The organism is Humibacillus xanthopallidus, assembly GCF_044793955.1.
GTDB lineage: Bacteria > Actinomycetota > Actinomycetes > Actinomycetales > Dermatophilaceae > Humibacillus > Humibacillus xanthopallidus_C.
Map to the genome: position 1 here is coordinate 3,967,785 of NZ_CP084995.1, position 13,862 is coordinate 3,981,646.

General features: G+C 71.5%; 16 protein-coding genes. 4 read left to right on the plus strand and 12 right to left on the minus strand.

All coding sequences use genetic code 11. The annotated features are described in order from the left end of the window. Positions 1 to 35: 35 nt before the first annotated feature. The 6 genes from LG278_RS17865 to LG278_RS17890 form a co-directional block, all read right to left on the minus strand. Positions 36 to 698 carry an MBL fold metallo-hydrolase gene (locus LG278_RS17865; RefSeq protein WP_404388869.1) on the minus strand — a complete coding sequence of 221 codons (663 nt, stop codon included), beginning with the start codon at positions 696 to 698 and terminating at the stop codon, positions 36 to 38. Continuing rightward, the gene (locus tag LG278_RS17870) at positions 698 to 1,780 is read right to left on the minus strand and encodes an S-(hydroxymethyl)mycothiol dehydrogenase (RefSeq protein ID WP_404388870.1); all 1,083 of its coding nucleotides are present in this window, start codon (positions 1,778 to 1,780) and stop codon (positions 698 to 700) included. The genes LG278_RS17865 and LG278_RS17870 overlap by 1 nt, the downstream gene beginning before the upstream one ends. 264 nt (positions 1,781 to 2,044) lie before the next feature. Then, positions 2,045 to 2,536 carry a 2-C-methyl-D-erythritol 2,4-cyclodiphosphate synthase gene (gene ispF, locus LG278_RS17875; protein WP_404388871.1) on the minus strand — a complete coding sequence of 164 codons (492 nt, stop codon included), beginning with the start codon at positions 2,534 to 2,536 and terminating at the stop codon, positions 2,045 to 2,047. Then, complete coding sequence (locus LG278_RS17880) at positions 2,536 to 3,312, minus strand: SDR family oxidoreductase (protein WP_404388872.1); 777 nt, start codon at positions 3,310 to 3,312, stop codon at positions 2,536 to 2,538. Before LG278_RS17880 ends, ispF begins: the two co-directional genes overlap by 1 nt. Next, entirely contained in the window at positions 3,309 to 3,935 is a 627-nt protein-coding gene (gene ispD, locus LG278_RS17885; RefSeq protein WP_404388873.1) for a 2-C-methyl-D-erythritol 4-phosphate cytidylyltransferase, read from the minus strand. The genes LG278_RS17880 and ispD overlap by 4 nt, the downstream gene beginning before the upstream one ends. Before the next feature lie 91 nt (positions 3,936 to 4,026). Beyond that, positions 4,027 to 4,509 carry a CarD family transcriptional regulator gene (locus LG278_RS17890; RefSeq protein WP_404388874.1) on the minus strand — a complete coding sequence of 161 codons (483 nt, stop codon included), beginning with the start codon at positions 4,507 to 4,509 and terminating at the stop codon, positions 4,027 to 4,029. 307 nt (positions 4,510 to 4,816) lie between these two features. Between LG278_RS17890 and LG278_RS17895 the strand changes: the two genes are divergently transcribed. Continuing rightward, positions 4,817 to 5,344, plus strand: a complete 528-nt coding sequence (locus LG278_RS17895; RefSeq protein WP_404388875.1) for a hypothetical protein — start codon at positions 4,817 to 4,819, stop codon at positions 5,342 to 5,344. A gap of 212 nt (positions 5,345 to 5,556) precedes the next feature. Here the strand turns inward: LG278_RS17895 and LG278_RS17900 are convergent, their stop codons facing one another. Together LG278_RS17900 and LG278_RS17905 are read right to left on the minus strand one after the other, a co-directional pair. Continuing rightward, positions 5,557 to 6,240 (minus strand): response regulator, encoded by a 684-nt coding sequence (locus tag LG278_RS17900; protein WP_404388876.1) that lies wholly within the window; start codon positions 6,238 to 6,240, stop codon positions 5,557 to 5,559. Further along, positions 6,237 to 7,538, minus strand: a complete 1,302-nt coding sequence (locus LG278_RS17905) for an ATP-binding protein (RefSeq protein ID WP_404388877.1) — start codon at positions 7,536 to 7,538, stop codon at positions 6,237 to 6,239. Before LG278_RS17905 ends, LG278_RS17900 begins: the two co-directional genes overlap by 4 nt. A gap of 154 nt (positions 7,539 to 7,692) precedes the next feature. On the opposite strand from LG278_RS17905, the gene phoU reads away from it, so the two are divergent. After that, the gene (phoU, locus tag LG278_RS17910; protein ID WP_404388878.1) at positions 7,693 to 8,400 is read left to right on the plus strand and encodes a phosphate signaling complex protein PhoU; all 708 of its coding nucleotides are present in this window, start codon (positions 7,693 to 7,695) and stop codon (positions 8,398 to 8,400) included. A 159-nt stretch (positions 8,401 to 8,559) separates the two neighbouring features. On the opposite strand, the gene LG278_RS17915 is transcribed toward phoU, so the two are convergent. Genes LG278_RS17915 through mshA form a run of 3 tightly spaced genes read right to left on the minus strand, consistent with a single transcriptional unit; the run spans position 8,560 to position 11,142 of the window. After that, positions 8,560 to 9,303: a phosphoglyceromutase gene (locus tag LG278_RS17915; RefSeq protein WP_404388879.1), complete on the minus strand. Its 744-nt coding sequence runs from the start codon at positions 9,301 to 9,303 to the stop codon at positions 8,560 to 8,562. A 22-nt stretch (positions 9,304 to 9,325) separates the two neighbouring features. Continuing rightward, the gene (locus LG278_RS17920; protein ID WP_404388880.1) at positions 9,326 to 9,859 is read right to left on the minus strand and encodes a YbjN domain-containing protein; all 534 of its coding nucleotides are present in this window, start codon (positions 9,857 to 9,859) and stop codon (positions 9,326 to 9,328) included. After that, on the minus strand, positions 9,856 to 11,142 hold the full coding sequence (mshA, locus tag LG278_RS17925; protein WP_404388881.1) for a D-inositol-3-phosphate glycosyltransferase: 1,287 nt from the start codon (positions 11,140 to 11,142) through the stop codon (positions 9,856 to 9,858). Before mshA ends, LG278_RS17920 begins: the two co-directional genes overlap by 4 nt. Positions 11,143 to 11,311: 169 nt before the next feature. Between mshA and LG278_RS17930 the strand changes: the two genes are divergently transcribed. After that, positions 11,312 to 12,115 carry a class I SAM-dependent methyltransferase gene (locus LG278_RS17930; protein ID WP_404388882.1) on the plus strand — a complete coding sequence of 268 codons (804 nt, stop codon included), beginning with the start codon at positions 11,312 to 11,314 and terminating at the stop codon, positions 12,113 to 12,115. A 52-nt stretch (positions 12,116 to 12,167) separates the two neighbouring features. Then, a complete protein-coding gene (locus LG278_RS17935; RefSeq protein ID WP_404388883.1) occupies positions 12,168 to 13,226 on the plus strand; it encodes an MEDS domain-containing protein in 1,059 nt (352 codons plus the stop codon). A gap of 128 nt (positions 13,227 to 13,354) precedes the next feature. On the opposite strand, the gene LG278_RS17940 is transcribed toward LG278_RS17935, so the two are convergent. Further along, on the minus strand, positions 13,355 to 13,849 hold the full coding sequence (locus tag LG278_RS17940; RefSeq protein WP_404388884.1) for a phosphomannose isomerase type II C-terminal cupin domain: 495 nt from the start codon (positions 13,847 to 13,849) through the stop codon (positions 13,355 to 13,357). Between the last annotated feature and the right edge of the window lie 13 nt (positions 13,850 to 13,862).

Below are 13,862 nucleotides of genomic sequence, written 5' to 3' on the forward strand. Positions count from 1 at the left end.
TCGGCGGGGTGTCACGCCTGGCGGGGCGGGCGGCGTCAGTGGCCCCGGCGGATCCACTCCTCGACGTCGGGCTTCTCGGCGCCGATCGAGGTGGCGCGGCCGTGCCCGGTGAGCACGAGGGTCGCCTCCGGGAGCGAGAGCAGGGCGCCCCGGATGGACTCGATGATCGTGCCGAAGTCGGAGAACGACCGGCCCGTCGCGCCCGGTCCGCCCTGGAAGAGCGTGTCGCCGGTGAAGACGACGCCGAGGTCGCGGGCGTGGAAGCAGACCGCGCCCGGCGAGTGGCCCGGTGTGTGGAGCACGAAGAGCTCGACGTCACCGACCTGCACGACGTCACCGTCGGCGAGGTCCTGCGTCGGTGCGAGGTCGGGGTGCGTCTGGTCCCAGAGCACCCGGTCGTCGGGGTGCAGGGCGACCTTCGCGCCCGGGTGAGCCTCGAGCAGCTCTGCGACGACGGTGACGTGATCGTCGTGCGCGTGGCTCAGCAGGACGTGGGTCAGCCGTCGGTCACCGACGAGCTCGAGGATCGGGGCCGCGTCGTGCGGGGCGTCGATGACGACGCACTGCGTGTCGTCGCCGACCACCCAGACGTTGTTCTCGACCTCCCAGGTGCCACCATCGAGGCTGAAGGTGCCCTCGGTCGTCGTGTGTTCGACGCGGACGCCGCCGGGCGAGGGGGTGATCTGGTCGGCGGTCATCACAGCACGACCACCGATCGCAGCACGTCGCCGCCGTGCATCTTGTCGAACGCCGCCTCGACGTCGACGAGGCCGATGCGCTCGGTGACGAAGGCGTCGAGGTCGAAGCGGCCCTGCTTGTAGAGGTCGACGAGCATCGGGAAGTCGCGGCTCGGCAGGCAGTCGCCGTACCAGCTCGACTTGAGCGAGCCGCCGCGGCCGAAGATGTCGATCATCGGCAGGGTGACCTGCTGGTCGGGGGTCGGCACCCCGACGAGCACGACCGTGCCGGCGAGGTCGCGGGCGTAGAAGGCCTGCTCGTAGGTCTCGGGGCGGCCGACCGCCTCCACGACGACGTCGGCGCCGTGCCCGCCCGTGAGGGAGCGGATCGCCTCGACGGGGTCGGTGTTGGCGCTGTTGACGGTGTGGGTGGCACCGAAGTGCTTGGCCTGCTCGAGCTTGGTGTCGCTGATGTCGACGGCGATGATCGTCGTCGCCCCGGCCACCTTGGCGCCGGCGATGGCGGCGTTGCCGACGCCCCCGCAGCCGATGACGGCGATGGAGTCGCCGCGGCCCACGCCACCGGTGTTGACGGCCGCGCCGAAGCCGGCCATCACCCCGCACCCGAGCAGGCCGACGGCGCCGGCGTCCGCCTCGGGCACCTTGGTGCACTGTCCCGCGGCCACGAGGGTCTTCTCGATGAAGGCGCCGATGCCGAGGGCGGGCGTCAGCTCCGTGCCGTCGGTGAGCGTCATCTTGCGGGTCGCGTTGTGGGTGTTGAAGCAGTACTGCGGCTTGCCCTTGGCGCAGGCGCGGCACTGGCCGCAGACGGCGCGCCAGTTGAGGATGACGAAGTCGCCGGGGGCGACGTCGGTGACGCCCTCACCGACCGCCTCGACGTAGCCGGCTGCCTCGTGGCCGAGCAGGAAGGGGTAGTCGTCGTTGATGCCGCCCTCGCGGTAGTGCAGGTCGGTGTGGCACACCCCGCAGGTCTCGATCTTGACGACCGCCTCGCCCGGCCCGGGGTCGGGCACGATGACGTCGACGAGCTCGACGTCGGCTCCCTTGCTGCGGCTGATGACACCCTTGACGGTCTGGGGCATGGCTACTCCTCGTGGTGCGGGGGGCTGGGTCTCGGACTCGATCCTGCCCCACCGCCGACGTCACCGCCCCACCGCCACCCCCACGCGCTCCCCACCCATTCCCCACGTCGAGTGGGCACTTTCCACCCACCGCCACCCCCACGCACTCCCCACGTCGAGTGGGCACTTTCCACCCACCGCCGCCCCGATGCACGGTGCCCACTCGATCCTGGGTGTGGTGGAAAGTGCCCACTCGACTTTGACCTCGTGTCGAGTGGGCAGTTCCTAACCGTTCCGGGGGACGACGAGGGCGGTAGCGATGGCGGCGATGCCCTCGCCGCGGCCGGTGAGCCCGAGCCCGTCGGTCGTCGTGCCGCTGACCGAGACCGGCGCACCGGCCGCCGCGGACAGCGCAGACTCGGCCTCTGCGCGGCGGGTGCCGACCTTGGGCCGGTTGCCGATCACCTGCACCGCGATGTTGCCGATCTCGTAGCCGGCGCCGCGGACCAGCCTCGCCGCCTCGGCCAGCAGGGCGACACCGGAGGCCCCGGCCAGCTCGGGACGTGACGTGCCGAAGTGTGCTCCCAGGTCGCCGATGCCGGCGGCGGAGAAGATCGCATCGCACGCAGCGTGGGCGGCGACGTCGGCATCGGAGTGGCCGTCGAGTCCACGCTCCCCCGGCCACAGCAGCCCGCCGACCCACAGCTCGCGGTCTGAGCCCTCCGGCGCGTGGGCGTGGACGTCGACACCGACCCCGACGCGCGGAAGGGCTGCCATCAGGCGTCCTTCCAGTCGATCGGACCGCGATGGATCTTGTGCGGCGCGGCCTGCGCCACCGGCTTGATCACCATCGTGTCGATGTTGACGTGCTGCGGCAGGCCGATGACGAAGCCGACGCACTCCGCGACGTCGTCGGCGACGAGCGGCCGGTCGACGCCGTCGTAGACCTTGTCGGCCGCAGCCCGGTCGCCGTGCAGGCGAGTGAGGGAGAACTCCTCGGTGCGCACCATGCCGGGGCGGATGTCGACGACGCGGATGTTCTCGCCGTTGAGCTCGAGGCGCAGGGTCTCGGAGACGACGGACGTGCCGTGCTTGGCCGCGACGTAGCCGGCGCCGCCCTCATAGACGCGCTCTCCCGCGATGGAGCTGATGTCGACGATCGTCGCGCGGGGCGACTCTCGCAGCAGTGGCAGGACGGCCTGGATGACCCGGAGCGTGCCGACGACGTTCGTGGCATACATCCGCTCCCACTCGAGCGGGTCACCGTCCTCGACCCGTGTGACGCCGAGCGCGCCACCGGCGTTGTTGACGACGACGTCGCAGCGCCCGAGGGAGGCGACCCCCGCGGTGACCGACTCGGGGTCGGTGACGTCCATGACGAGCGCCCGGGCCGCGCCTCCTCCGGCCTCGATCTCGGCGACGACCGCGTCGAGCTTGTCGCGGCGGCGGCCGGCCACGACCACCTCGAAGCCGTCACGCGCCAGACGCCTGGCGATGGCCGCACCGATGCCGGTGCCGCCTCCGGTGACGAGTGCACTCCCTGTCTCGGTCATCCGGCGAGGATACGGGCAGCAGCCTCGAGATCGCCCGGCGTCGTCACCTTGAACGCGCGGGAGTCCCCCTCGACGACGAGGACCCGTTCGCCGAGTCGCTCGACGAGGCCGGCGTCATCAGTCGCCGCACTGGAGACGGCGTGCGCCCGCTCGAGCACCTCGCGCCGAAACCCCTGAGGTGTCTGCACGGCTCGCAGCGTCGACCGCTCCGGCGTCGCCACCACGAGGCCGGTCTCGTCGACCTGCTTGATCGTGTCGACGACCGCCGTGCCGGGCACCACCGCCACCGCTCCGGCCGCCACCGAGGCGATGACGCGCTCGAAGACGGCGACCGGAGTCAGGCACCGGGCGGCATCGTGGACCAGGACGACCTCGACCTCCGGAGCGAGGGCCGCGAGCCCGGCGGCGACCGAGTCGCCACGCTCGGCCCCGCCCACGACGACGGTCACGACGGCGTCCGACCCGACCTCACGGCATACGTCGGCGGCGAGCACCTCGGCCTCGGCGCGGTGGGCGGCAGGCGCGACGACCACGACCTCGGCGACCCCCCGAGACGACAGCACCCCCCGCAGGGCGTGCCCGAGGATGGGCACCCCCGCGAGGGGCACGAACGCCTTGGGCACGGCATGCCCCAGACGTGAGCCGGAGCCGGCCGCGACGACGATGACGCCGACGCGACCGGCTCCGGATGAGCTGTTCAGGATGAGCTCCGACTCAGGACGCGAGGACCTCGTCGAGGATCGTCTCGGCCTTCTCCTCGTCGGTCTTCTCCGCGAGCGCGAGCTCGGACACGAGGATCTGACGCGCCTTGGCGAGCATGCGCTTCTCGCCGGCGGACAGACCGCGGTCCTGGTCACGGCGCCAGAGGTCACGCACGACCTCGGCGACCTTGATGACGTCGCCGGACGCCAGCTTCTCGAGGTTCGCCTTGTAGCGGCGCGACCAGTTGGTCGGCTCCTCGGTGTGCGGGGTGCGCAGCACCTCGAACACGCGGTCCAGACCCTCCTGGCCCACGACGTCGCGGACACCCACGAGGTCGCAGTTCTCGGCGGGGACTTCGATCGTCAGGTCACCCTGAGCAACCTTGAGCTTCAGGTAGAGCTTGTCCTCTCCCTTGATCGTTCGTGTCTTGATCTCTTCGATGAGTGCAGCCCCGTGGTGGGGGTACACGACCGTCTCGCCGACCTTGAAAACCATCTGCTGTTTCCCCTTTCGCGACCTCCAGATTATCACGAGTCGGCGGACAAGGCGATCTCAGGATGTGGCATCGTCGCAGGTCAGAGCCATAGTTCTGCCCACAGGGCCCCATCTCGAAGTCTTGACAGAACCGCGATTGCATGTATCCCCGCGCCCCGGCGTGCCGCTGGGGGCACCGGCGGGGAGCCTCGCGGTGCCGTCTCGGCGGGTGCGGCGAGGGGTGCCACGACGCCGTCGCGACACCCGGGCCGAGCCGGTGCGGCGGGTGGTCCGCGCGCGGGGACCCTGCGCCGGTAGGCTGTCGCCCGTGAAGCGTCGACTCCCCGCCGCGGCCTCCGCGCACCGCCCGTTCGTCCGCCGCGCCCTCGCTGTCGGCGTCGGCCTCGCGGTCGCCGGTGTCACCGCTGGCTGCCAGGTCAACAACCCCCTGACGACCGAGCTCCAGTACGCCCCCGCCGACGGGGTGCAGGCTGACATCGGCAACCTCGCGATCCGCGACCTCGTGCTCGTCGGCGACGGCTCCGGGCCGCTCGTCGTCTCGGGCAACGCGACCAACCGCGGCGCCGAGGCCATGACCGTGCAGATGGCGGCCCAGCCGAGCGCGACCGCCGAGCCGACCACGCCCCAGGGCGGCTCCGAGCTGCAGCTCGGCCCGCGTGAGCAGGTCGACCTCGCCACCAAGGGCCTCCAGCTCACCGGCGTCACGTCCAAGGCGGGCACGCTGGTGCCCGTCAGCATCACCTCGAGCACGGGTGGCACGACGATCCTCACGGTGCCCGTCGTCCCGGCCGTCGACTACTACGCCACGGTGACGCCCGCCCCCACCTCCAGCTGAGGTATGCCGCCCGCCTGATCGCACGCGTGCCGCGCCCCTGATCGACAGCTCAGTTCGCATCGCAGGTATGCCGTGCCGCCAACCTGATCGAAAGAGCAGTTCGCGCGCGCTTCAGCGCCCGGTGCACGCGGGCAGGTGCCCGCGCGAACTGCTCTTTCGATCGCCCGCGTTCGGTCGCTCGCGCGCGGAATGCGCTTTCGATCGAGGCGCGGTCAGTTGGCTTCGAACTTGTAGCCGAGCCCGCGCACCGTGACGATGTGCACCGGGTTGGCCGGGTCGGGCTCGATCTTGGCGCGCAGCCGCTTCACGTGGACGTCGAGGGTCTTCGTGTCGCCGACGTAGTCGCTGCCCCAGACGCGGTCGATGAGCTGCATCCTGGTCAGCACGCGACCGGAGTTGCGCAGCAGCATCTCCAGCAGCTCGAACTCCTTGAGTGGGAGCGAGGTCGCCCGGCCCGAGACGCTCACCGTGTGGCGCTCGACGTCCATGCGCACCGGACCGGCCTCGAGCGTGGCGGGGAGCAGCTCCTCGGGCTCGGCCAGACGACGCAGCACGGCCTTGACCCGCGCGAGCAGCTCGCGGCTCGAGTAGGGCTTCGTGACGTAGTCGTCGGCCCCGATCTCGAGGCCCACGACCTTGTCGATCTCGCTGTCCTTGGCGGTCAGCATGATGACCGGCACGGTCGAGCGCTGGCGCAGCGCCCGGCACACGTCGACACCCGAGAGCCCGGGCAGCATGAGGTCGAGCAGGACGAGGTCGGCGCCGTTCTTGTCGAACTCGGCGAGACCGTCGGGGCCGGTCTCGGCCACGGCGACGTCGTAGCCCTCCTTGCGCAGGACGTAGGACAGCGGGTCGGAGAACGACACCTCGTCCTCGACGATGAGAATGCGGCTCAAGAGTGGCCTTCCGGGCTCGGTGAGGCACCTGCGGACACCGTCGAGTGTGACGGGCCCGTCGGGGTGGCTGTGGCGGTCGTGGTCGGTCGCGGGTGGGATGCGGTCGGAGAAGAGGAGTCGCCGGTCTCCGAGGGGGGCGACACCTCGTCAGGCTCGGTGCTCGTCGCAGCCGCCGGGGCGCCTGCGGGGAGACGGATCGTGAAGGTCGAGCCCCGTCCGGGCTGCGACCACACCGACACCGTGCCGCCGTGGTTGTCGACGACGTGCTTGACGATGGCGAGGCCGAGCCCGGTGCCGCCGGTGGCCCGCGAGCGCGCGGTGTCCACGCGGTAGAAGCGCTCGAAGATGCGCTCCTGCTCGTCGGGCGCGATGCCGAGACCCTGGTCGGTGACGGCGATGTCGACGAGCCCGTCGGTGCCGCGGCGCACCGACACCGCGACGCGCGTGCCTCGGTCGCTGTAGGCGATGGCGTTGCCGATGAGGTTGGTGATCGCGGTCGTCACGAGCTCGGCGTCGCCCCAGACCTCGCAGCCGTCGTCGCAGGCGACGGCGAGCTCGATGTCGCTCTCCTGCGCCATCAGGTGGCTGCGGTCCTGCGCGTCTCGGGCGCAGGCCGCGACGTCGATGAGGGCGGGCTCACGCACCACGTCGGCGCCCTGGAGCCGCGACAGCTCGACGATCTCCTTGACGAGCCGCGTGAGCCGGTCGGACTCGACGCTGATGCGCTTGGCGAAGCGGGCCACGACCTCGGGGTCGTCGTGGGCGTCGAGGATCGCCTCGGCCAACAGCGCGATGCCGCCGACCGGCGTCTTGAGCTCGTGGCTCACGTTGGCGACGAAGTCGCGGCGGATCTCCTCGACCCGCGCCGCCTTGGAGCGGTCCTCGACCAGCAGCAGCACGTGGTCGGCACCGAGGGGTGCGACACGGGCTGCGACGACGAGCCGGCCGGGACCGATGCCCTTGCGCAGGTCGAGCTCGGCCTCACGGATCACGCCGTCACGCCGCACCGCGCGAGCGAGGTGGAGCAGCTCCGGGTGGACGAGCTCGTGGTCGCGCACGAGACCGTGCGCCACGGCGGCCGGTGAGTTGTTGACCACACGGTCGGAGGAGTCGACGACGATGCCGCTCGAGCGGAGCACTGCGATGACGTCGCCGACGCCCGGAGGCACGGGCTGCGGCGGGGCCGCGTCGCCGTCGGTGTCGGTGGCGCGGTCGGAGAGGCGCACGGCGACGAGGGCCACGCCCCCCAGGGCGAGGCCGGCGATGCCACCCAGGGTTGCCGCCGTCGTCGGATCCACGACAATCAGGGTACGCACCTGCGGGTGCAGGCCCGGACCACCTGGGCGCACGGTGTGCACACGGCATACCGACTGTTCACCTGAGCACCCCCGATCATTAACGCAGGGCTGCGACTCTCTGCTCGACGCAGCCCGGCAAACCGACAGGAAGACCATGCGCGACCAGTTCCACGAGGACCTCGACACGATCTCGGACCAGCTCGTCGAGCTGACCAGGCTCGCGGGGTCTGCCATCTCCCGCGCCACCACCGCACTGCTCGACGCCGACGTGCACCTCGCCGAGTCGGTCATCGAGGCCGACCGCAAGCTCGACGACATCCGCATCGAGCTCGACGAGCTCTCGATCGACCTGCTGGCTCGCCAGCAGCCGGTCGCCACCGACCTGCGCATCGTCGTGACGGCGATGCACATGAGCTCTGACCTCGAGCGGATGGGCGACCTGGCGCGCCACGTCGCCAAGGTCGCCCGCCTGCGCACGCCCGACTCGGCCGTGCCACCCGAGCTGCGCGCCCACATCCTGCAGATGGGGCAGGTCGCCGAGGCCATCGTGGCCAAGTGCGGCTCGATCATCGCGAGCAAGGACGTCGCCGCCGCGATCGGGCTGGAGAAGGACGACGACCAGATGGACGAGCTGCACCGTCAGCTCTTCGCCGCGCTGCTCGACGAGGACACCTCGTGGCCGCGCAGCGCCATCCTCGACCTGACCCTCGTCGGGCGCTACTACGAGCGCTTCGCCGACCACGCGGTGTCGGTGGCCCGCCGGGTCATCTACCTCGTCACGGGCGAGTACGACCAGACGGTCGACCACGAGGACGAGGAGGACGCCCAGGACCTCGCGGCCCTCGAGCACGACGCCGTCTAGGGCACCCTCCCCCCGAAAGCACGAGTGGGCACTTTCCACCGCCTCACGGCCGGTGGAAAGTGCCCACTCGACGTTGGGGGTGTTGGGTGGAAAGTGCCCACGCGACGTTGCGGGGTCGGGTGGAAAGTGCCCACTCGACGGTGGGGGTTGGGAGGGTTCTCAGCGGCCCTGGTTGGCGACGGCGTCGGCGGCAGCCCGGGCGGCCTCGGGGTCGAGGTAGCGGCCACCGCGCGTCACCGGCGTGAAGTCGTCGGCGAGCTCGTAGACCAGCGGCATGCCGGTCGGGATGTTGAGCCCGGCGATGTCGTCGTCGGAGATGCCGTCAAGCGTCTTGACGAGGGCGCGGAGCGAGTTGCCGTGGGCGGCCACCATGACGGTCAGCCCGTCGGCGAGGTCGGTCTGGATCTCGCTCTCCCAATAGGGCACCATGCGGTGCACGACGTCCTTGAGGCACTCGGTGCGGGGCATGGCGTCGCCGAGCCCGGCATAGCGCGGGTCACCCGTCTGGGCGAACTCGTCGTCCTCGTCGATGGGCGGCGGCGGCACGTCGTAGGACCGGCGCCAGAGCATGAACTGCTCCTCGCCGAACTCCTCGAGGGTCTGCTTCTTGTTCTTGCCCTGCAGCGCGCCGTAGTGCCGCTCATTGAGGCGCCAGTCGCGCTTGACGGGGATCCAGTGCCGGTCGGCCGCGTCGAGGGAGAGGTTGGCGGTGGTGATGGCCCGGCGCTGCACCGAGGTGTGCACGATGTCGGGCAGGATGCCGGCCTCCTTGAGCTGCTGGCCGGCGCGCACCGCCTCGGCGCGGCCCTTGTCGGTGAGGTCGACGTCGACCCAGCCGGTGAAGAGGTTCTTGGCGTTCCAGTCGCTTTCGCCGTGACGGACGAGGACGAGCGTGTAGGTCATGCGGCCAGCCTAGCGAGCGGGCTCACGCCTGCGAGGGGTCCTCCAGCAGGTGTCGGAAGGCGTCGAGGTTGCGGGTCGACTCGCCGCGCGAGACCCGCCAGGCCCACTCCTTCTTCATCGAGCCGAGGAAGCCGAGCGCGAGCAGCTCGTTGAAGACCTCGTCGCTGGCGGTCAGCACGACACCGAGCAGCTGGTCGAGGTGCTCCTCGTCGAGGGCCGCGGTCGGCAGCTCGCCGCGCAGGTAGACGTCGCCGTCGGTGTCGATGGCGTAGGCGACGCCCTGCAGTCGCAGGTTCTTGCGCAGCAGGGTGCGATAGAACGCCTCGTGGTTCTCGTCGGGGTTGCGGATGACGAAGGCGCTGAGGCTCGTCGTGCGGTCGCGCACGAGCACCGAGACGACGGTCTTGAGCTTCTTCTCCCCCGGCAGCGTCACGACGTACTCCCCCGCGCGCCCGCCGAGCTCCCAGCCCAGACCCACCCCGTCGAGGTATGCCGTGAGGCGGCCTTCCGCGGCCGGCGCGCGGTCAGCCCCCGCGACGTCCGCGTCGGCGGTCACGGGATGACCGCCGTCGGCACCCCGACGAGCGCGCTGCCCTCGTCGATGGGTGACTCGTTGCCGGAGCTCTGACGACCCCGGATCGCCTGGCGGTAGACCTCGACGAGACGGTCGGTCGTGGCGGCCCACCCGTAGCGCGACGCGTGCTCGACGGCCTGCCGACCGAGCTCGAGCCGGCGCGGACGGTCGAGCAGGAGCGACTCGACGGCGTCGGTCCACGGACCGACCCGGTGCCCGTCGACGAGCACACCGGCGTCGCCGACGGCCGTGGGCAGACCGCCCACGTCGGCCGCGACGACGGGGGTGCCGCAGGCCTGGGCCTCGATGGCGACGAGGCCGAAGGACTCGGAGTAGCTGGGCACGAGCACGAGGTCGGCCGCGCGATACCACTGCGCGAGGACGGGCCGCTCGACCGGCCGCACGAAGCGCACGACGTCGCCGATGCCGAGGGAGACGGCGAGGTCCTCGAGCTCGTGCGGCCGGGTCAGGCCGCTGCCGCTCGGGCCGCCGACGACGGCGACCGTGAGGCGGTCCCGCCGCGAGGGGTCACGCTGCAGCAGCTCGGCCGCGACGCGCAGCAGCATGTCGGGGGCCTTGAGCGGCTGGATGCGGCCGACGAAGAGCAGCACGTCGCCCTCGACGGGCAGGCCCAGCTCGGCCCGCGCCGCCCCGCGGTCGCCGGGGGTGAAGGTGTCGAGGTCGACGCCCGGGGGCACGACGGAGACCTTGGACGGCAGGGCGGCATACAGCTCGATGAGCTCGCGGGCCTCGCCGTCGGTGTTGGCGATCAGCCGGTCGGCGGCCTCGACGACCTGGACCTCGCCGATCTCGCGGCCACGCGGCTCGGGGCTGTCGCCCTCGGCGAGGTGGAGGTTCTTGACGCGGGCCATCGTGTGCATCGTGTGCACGAGCGCGACGCGCCAGCGGTCGGCGGCGAGCCAGCCGACCTGCCCGGAGAGCCAGTAGTGCGAGTGCACGAGGTCGTAGTGGTCCTCGGGGACCGAGAGCCCGGCCTGCATGATGCCGGCCGAGAAGGCGCAGAGCTGGCCCGGGAGGTCCTCCTTGGACAGGCCCTCGTAGGGTCCGGCCGTCACGTGGCGCACCCGGACGCCGGGCACGAGCTCGGCCTCGATGGGGGTGTCGCCGGTGGTGCGCCGGGTGAAGATGTCGACCTCGATGCCGCGCGCGGCGAGCTGGGTCGCGGTCTCGGCGACGTAGACGTTGAGCCCGCCGGCGTCGCCCGTGCCGGGTTGCTCGAGCGGCGACGTGTGCACGCTGATCATCGCCACACGCCTCGGATCGCCCTGCATCGCTCACCTTCCACCGGACCGGATGTCCCTCTCGAACTCAACCACAAGGCCGATTCGATGTATTCCGCGATCAGGGCTCGTCGAGGCGGCCGACCGCTGCCGGCGGGCCGGGGCACCCGCTGCGGGGCTCTAGGCTTCGCAGGTGGCCAGCCGTGACCGTCCCGTGGGCACGATCACCCGTGGCACGACCAACCCGAACCGGCTCCGCCGGTGCGACCGCTGGATCGCCGGCCCCCAGGCCTGGCGCCTGCGACGCTCCACCACCCCGCCCGTCGTCGTCGACCTCGGCTACGGCGCCTCCCCCGTCACGGCGGTGGAGCTGCACGACCGGCTGCGCCGGGTGCGCGCCGACGTGCAGGTCGTCGGCGTCGAGATCGACCCCGCCCGAGTGCGCGACGCCGCGCCGCTGGAGCGCCCCGGCCTGACTTTCCGCCTCGGCGGCTTCGAGGTGCCGCTCGACGACGGGGCGCGCCCGACCGTCGTGCGCGCCTTCAACGTCCTGCGCCAGTATGCGGAGGGCGACGTCCCGGCCGCCTGGGCGCGGGTGCAGGAGCGGCTGGCTCCCGAGGGCATCCTCGTCGACGGCACGTGCGACGAGATCGGGCGACGCGCCGCCTGGGTCACTGTCGAGCAGGCAGGGCCGATCAGCCTCACCCTGTCGCTGCGGCTCGCCGGACTGCAGCGGCCCTCGGACGTCGCCGAGCGGCTGCCGAAGTCGCTCATCCACCGCAACGTGCCTGGCGAGCCGGTGCACGCCTTCCTCGGCGATCTCGACCGCGCGTGGGAGCGGAGCGCGGCGAGCGCGTCGTGGGGCGCCCGCCAGCGGTTCCTCGCCGCGGCCCGGCACCTGCAGGACGGGTGGCCGCTGCTCGACGGGCCGGCCCGCTGGCGGCTGGGCGAGGTGACAGTCGATTGGGCGGCCGTTGCTCCCCTCGAGTCGTTCTGAGCACTGGCGCCTATAGCACACAGGCGATCCCGCCCGGCGTAGCATGAGCGGCATGTCGCACGACGGCAGGCCGAGGTGGGGCAGCGGTCATGCCGGGAGTTGGTACGCACTGGACAGCGAGGGCATCGAAGCCGTCGCCCGGTTCGTCGCGCACGGCTGGTCAGAGGCCGACGGCGCCCTCATCATCGCGAGCGCCCACCACCGCGAGCGCATCGATGCCGCGATGGCCGAGCTCGGGGCCAACCCGGAGCTGATGAAGCACCAAGGTCGGTACGTCGCCCTCGACGTCGACACGACGGTGCCGAGGTTCGTTGACGACGGCGTGCTCTACCCGGAGCGGTTCCGGGCCGTCGTGGGAGAACTGCTCGCGGAAGCCGGTCGGGACGGTGCGCACGTGCGTGTCTTCAGTGAGCTGATTGCGCTGCTCCGGCACCGGGACGAGATCACGAAGGCACTCGAGCTCGAGGCGCAATGGCGCGTCCTGCTGCGTCAGGGGGACTTCTCGCTGCTCTGCGCCTATCCGGCTCACGATTTTGACGAGTCACGCCTCGTCGACGTGCGGCGGGTGTGTGACCTGCACAGCGAGCTCCTCGCGGCTGGCCCACCTGCCGCTGATCCCTCCCTCAGCGTCGCGACCGAGCACCTGCGGGCCGGCTTCGCCACCCCTGCCGCAGGCAGCTCCGAAGGACCCGTCGCCGTCGGTCGCTACCATGCCTGCTCGCAGGTCTACCTCCCCGTTGCCGAGTCGGTGCCCGCCGCGCGGCACTTCGTCATCGACGTGCTGCACGCGTGGGGACTGGGCAGGCTCGACGCGGACGCGGCCATCGTCACCTCCGAGCTCGCCACCAATGCCGTGAGACACGCCGACTCGCCGTTCCGGGCCACCCTCGACCGGCAGCACGACGGCGTCCGCATCGGCGTCGAGGATGCCGCGCACGACCCGCTCTCCCGGCGTTCTCCCGACTCGTACGACCCCAGCGGTCGCGGGGTCGACATCGTCGAGGCCCTGTCGCGCCGCTGGGGGTCGACCGAGCTGCCCTCGGGCAAGCTCGTCTGGGCCGAGCTCGCCGAGTCGGTCACCACTGTCGACGCCACGCCCGCGGCCGGTTGAGCGGGCGTCGGCGCCCCGGGCGCCACCACGACGCAGGTATGCCGTCTGCGCCCGATGGCGGAGACGGCATACGTCAGCAGGTGGCTGGGCCCTGGGAGGCTGCGTGAGACTGCGTGGGCCCGTGGCGCTCAGCGCACGTAGTCGTCCTGGAGTCGCTCGATGTCGGACTCGTCGAAGAGGCCGAAGGCCACCTCGAGGAGGCGGCCGGGCTGCTCGCCCGAGTTGCCCATGCGGTGCGTGGCACCGCGCGGCACCCAGACGGTCTCGCCTGGCTGGGCCAGCCACGAGCGGTCGTCGACGGTGATGTCGATCGGCACGTCGAGGACCTGCCACATCTCACCGCGGTGGTCGTGCTTCTGCAGCGAGAGCCGGTGGCCGGGGTGCACGGTGATGATCTTGACCGTGACCTGCTCGTTGGAGACGAACTGCTGGAAGTGACCCCACGGGCGCTCCGCGAGGAAGATGTCCTCGGTCGGGTTGCGGTCGCCGAGGTCGTAGTCGTACGGGCTGTGCGTGGGCACGAGCTCGTCGTCGTGGTCGTGGTCGACCACGGGGTCGTGCAGGTCGTGCGCGTCCAGGTCGATCGCCGGGACGGTGGCGCCGGCGTGGTGCTGGTCGGTCATGGCTCCCCCATCT

Excerpts from the sequence above, each read along its gene's own strand:
- LG278_RS17865 (WP_404388869.1), bottom strand. The coding sequence starts at position 698 with ATGACCGCCGACCAGATCACCCCCTCGCCCGGCGGCGTCCGCGTCGAA.
- LG278_RS17870 (WP_404388870.1), bottom strand. The coding sequence starts at position 1,780 with ATGCCCCAGACCGTCAAGGGTGTCATCAGCCGCAGCAAGGGAGCCGAC.
- ispF (WP_404388871.1), bottom strand. The coding sequence starts at position 2,536 with ATGGCAGCCCTTCCGCGCGTCGGGGTCGGTGTCGACGTCCACGCCCAC.
- LG278_RS17880 (WP_404388872.1), bottom strand. The coding sequence starts at position 3,312 with ATGACCGAGACAGGGAGTGCACTCGTCACCGGAGGCGGCACCGGCATC.
- LG278_RS17890 (WP_404388874.1), bottom strand. The coding sequence starts at position 4,509 with ATGGTTTTCAAGGTCGGCGAGACGGTCGTGTACCCCCACCACGGGGCT.
- phoU (WP_404388878.1), top strand. The coding sequence starts at position 7,693 with ATGCGCGACCAGTTCCACGAGGACCTCGACACGATCTCGGACCAGCTC.
- LG278_RS17915 (WP_404388879.1), bottom strand. The coding sequence starts at position 9,303 with ATGACCTACACGCTCGTCCTCGTCCGTCACGGCGAAAGCGACTGGAAC.
- mshA (WP_404388881.1), bottom strand. The coding sequence starts at position 11,142 with ATGATCAGCGTGCACACGTCGCCGCTCGAGCAACCCGGCACGGGCGAC.
- LG278_RS17935 (WP_404388883.1), top strand. The coding sequence starts at position 12,168 with ATGTCGCACGACGGCAGGCCGAGGTGGGGCAGCGGTCATGCCGGGAGT.
- LG278_RS17940 (WP_404388884.1), bottom strand. The coding sequence starts at position 13,849 with ATGACCGACCAGCACCACGCCGGCGCCACCGTCCCGGCGATCGACCTG.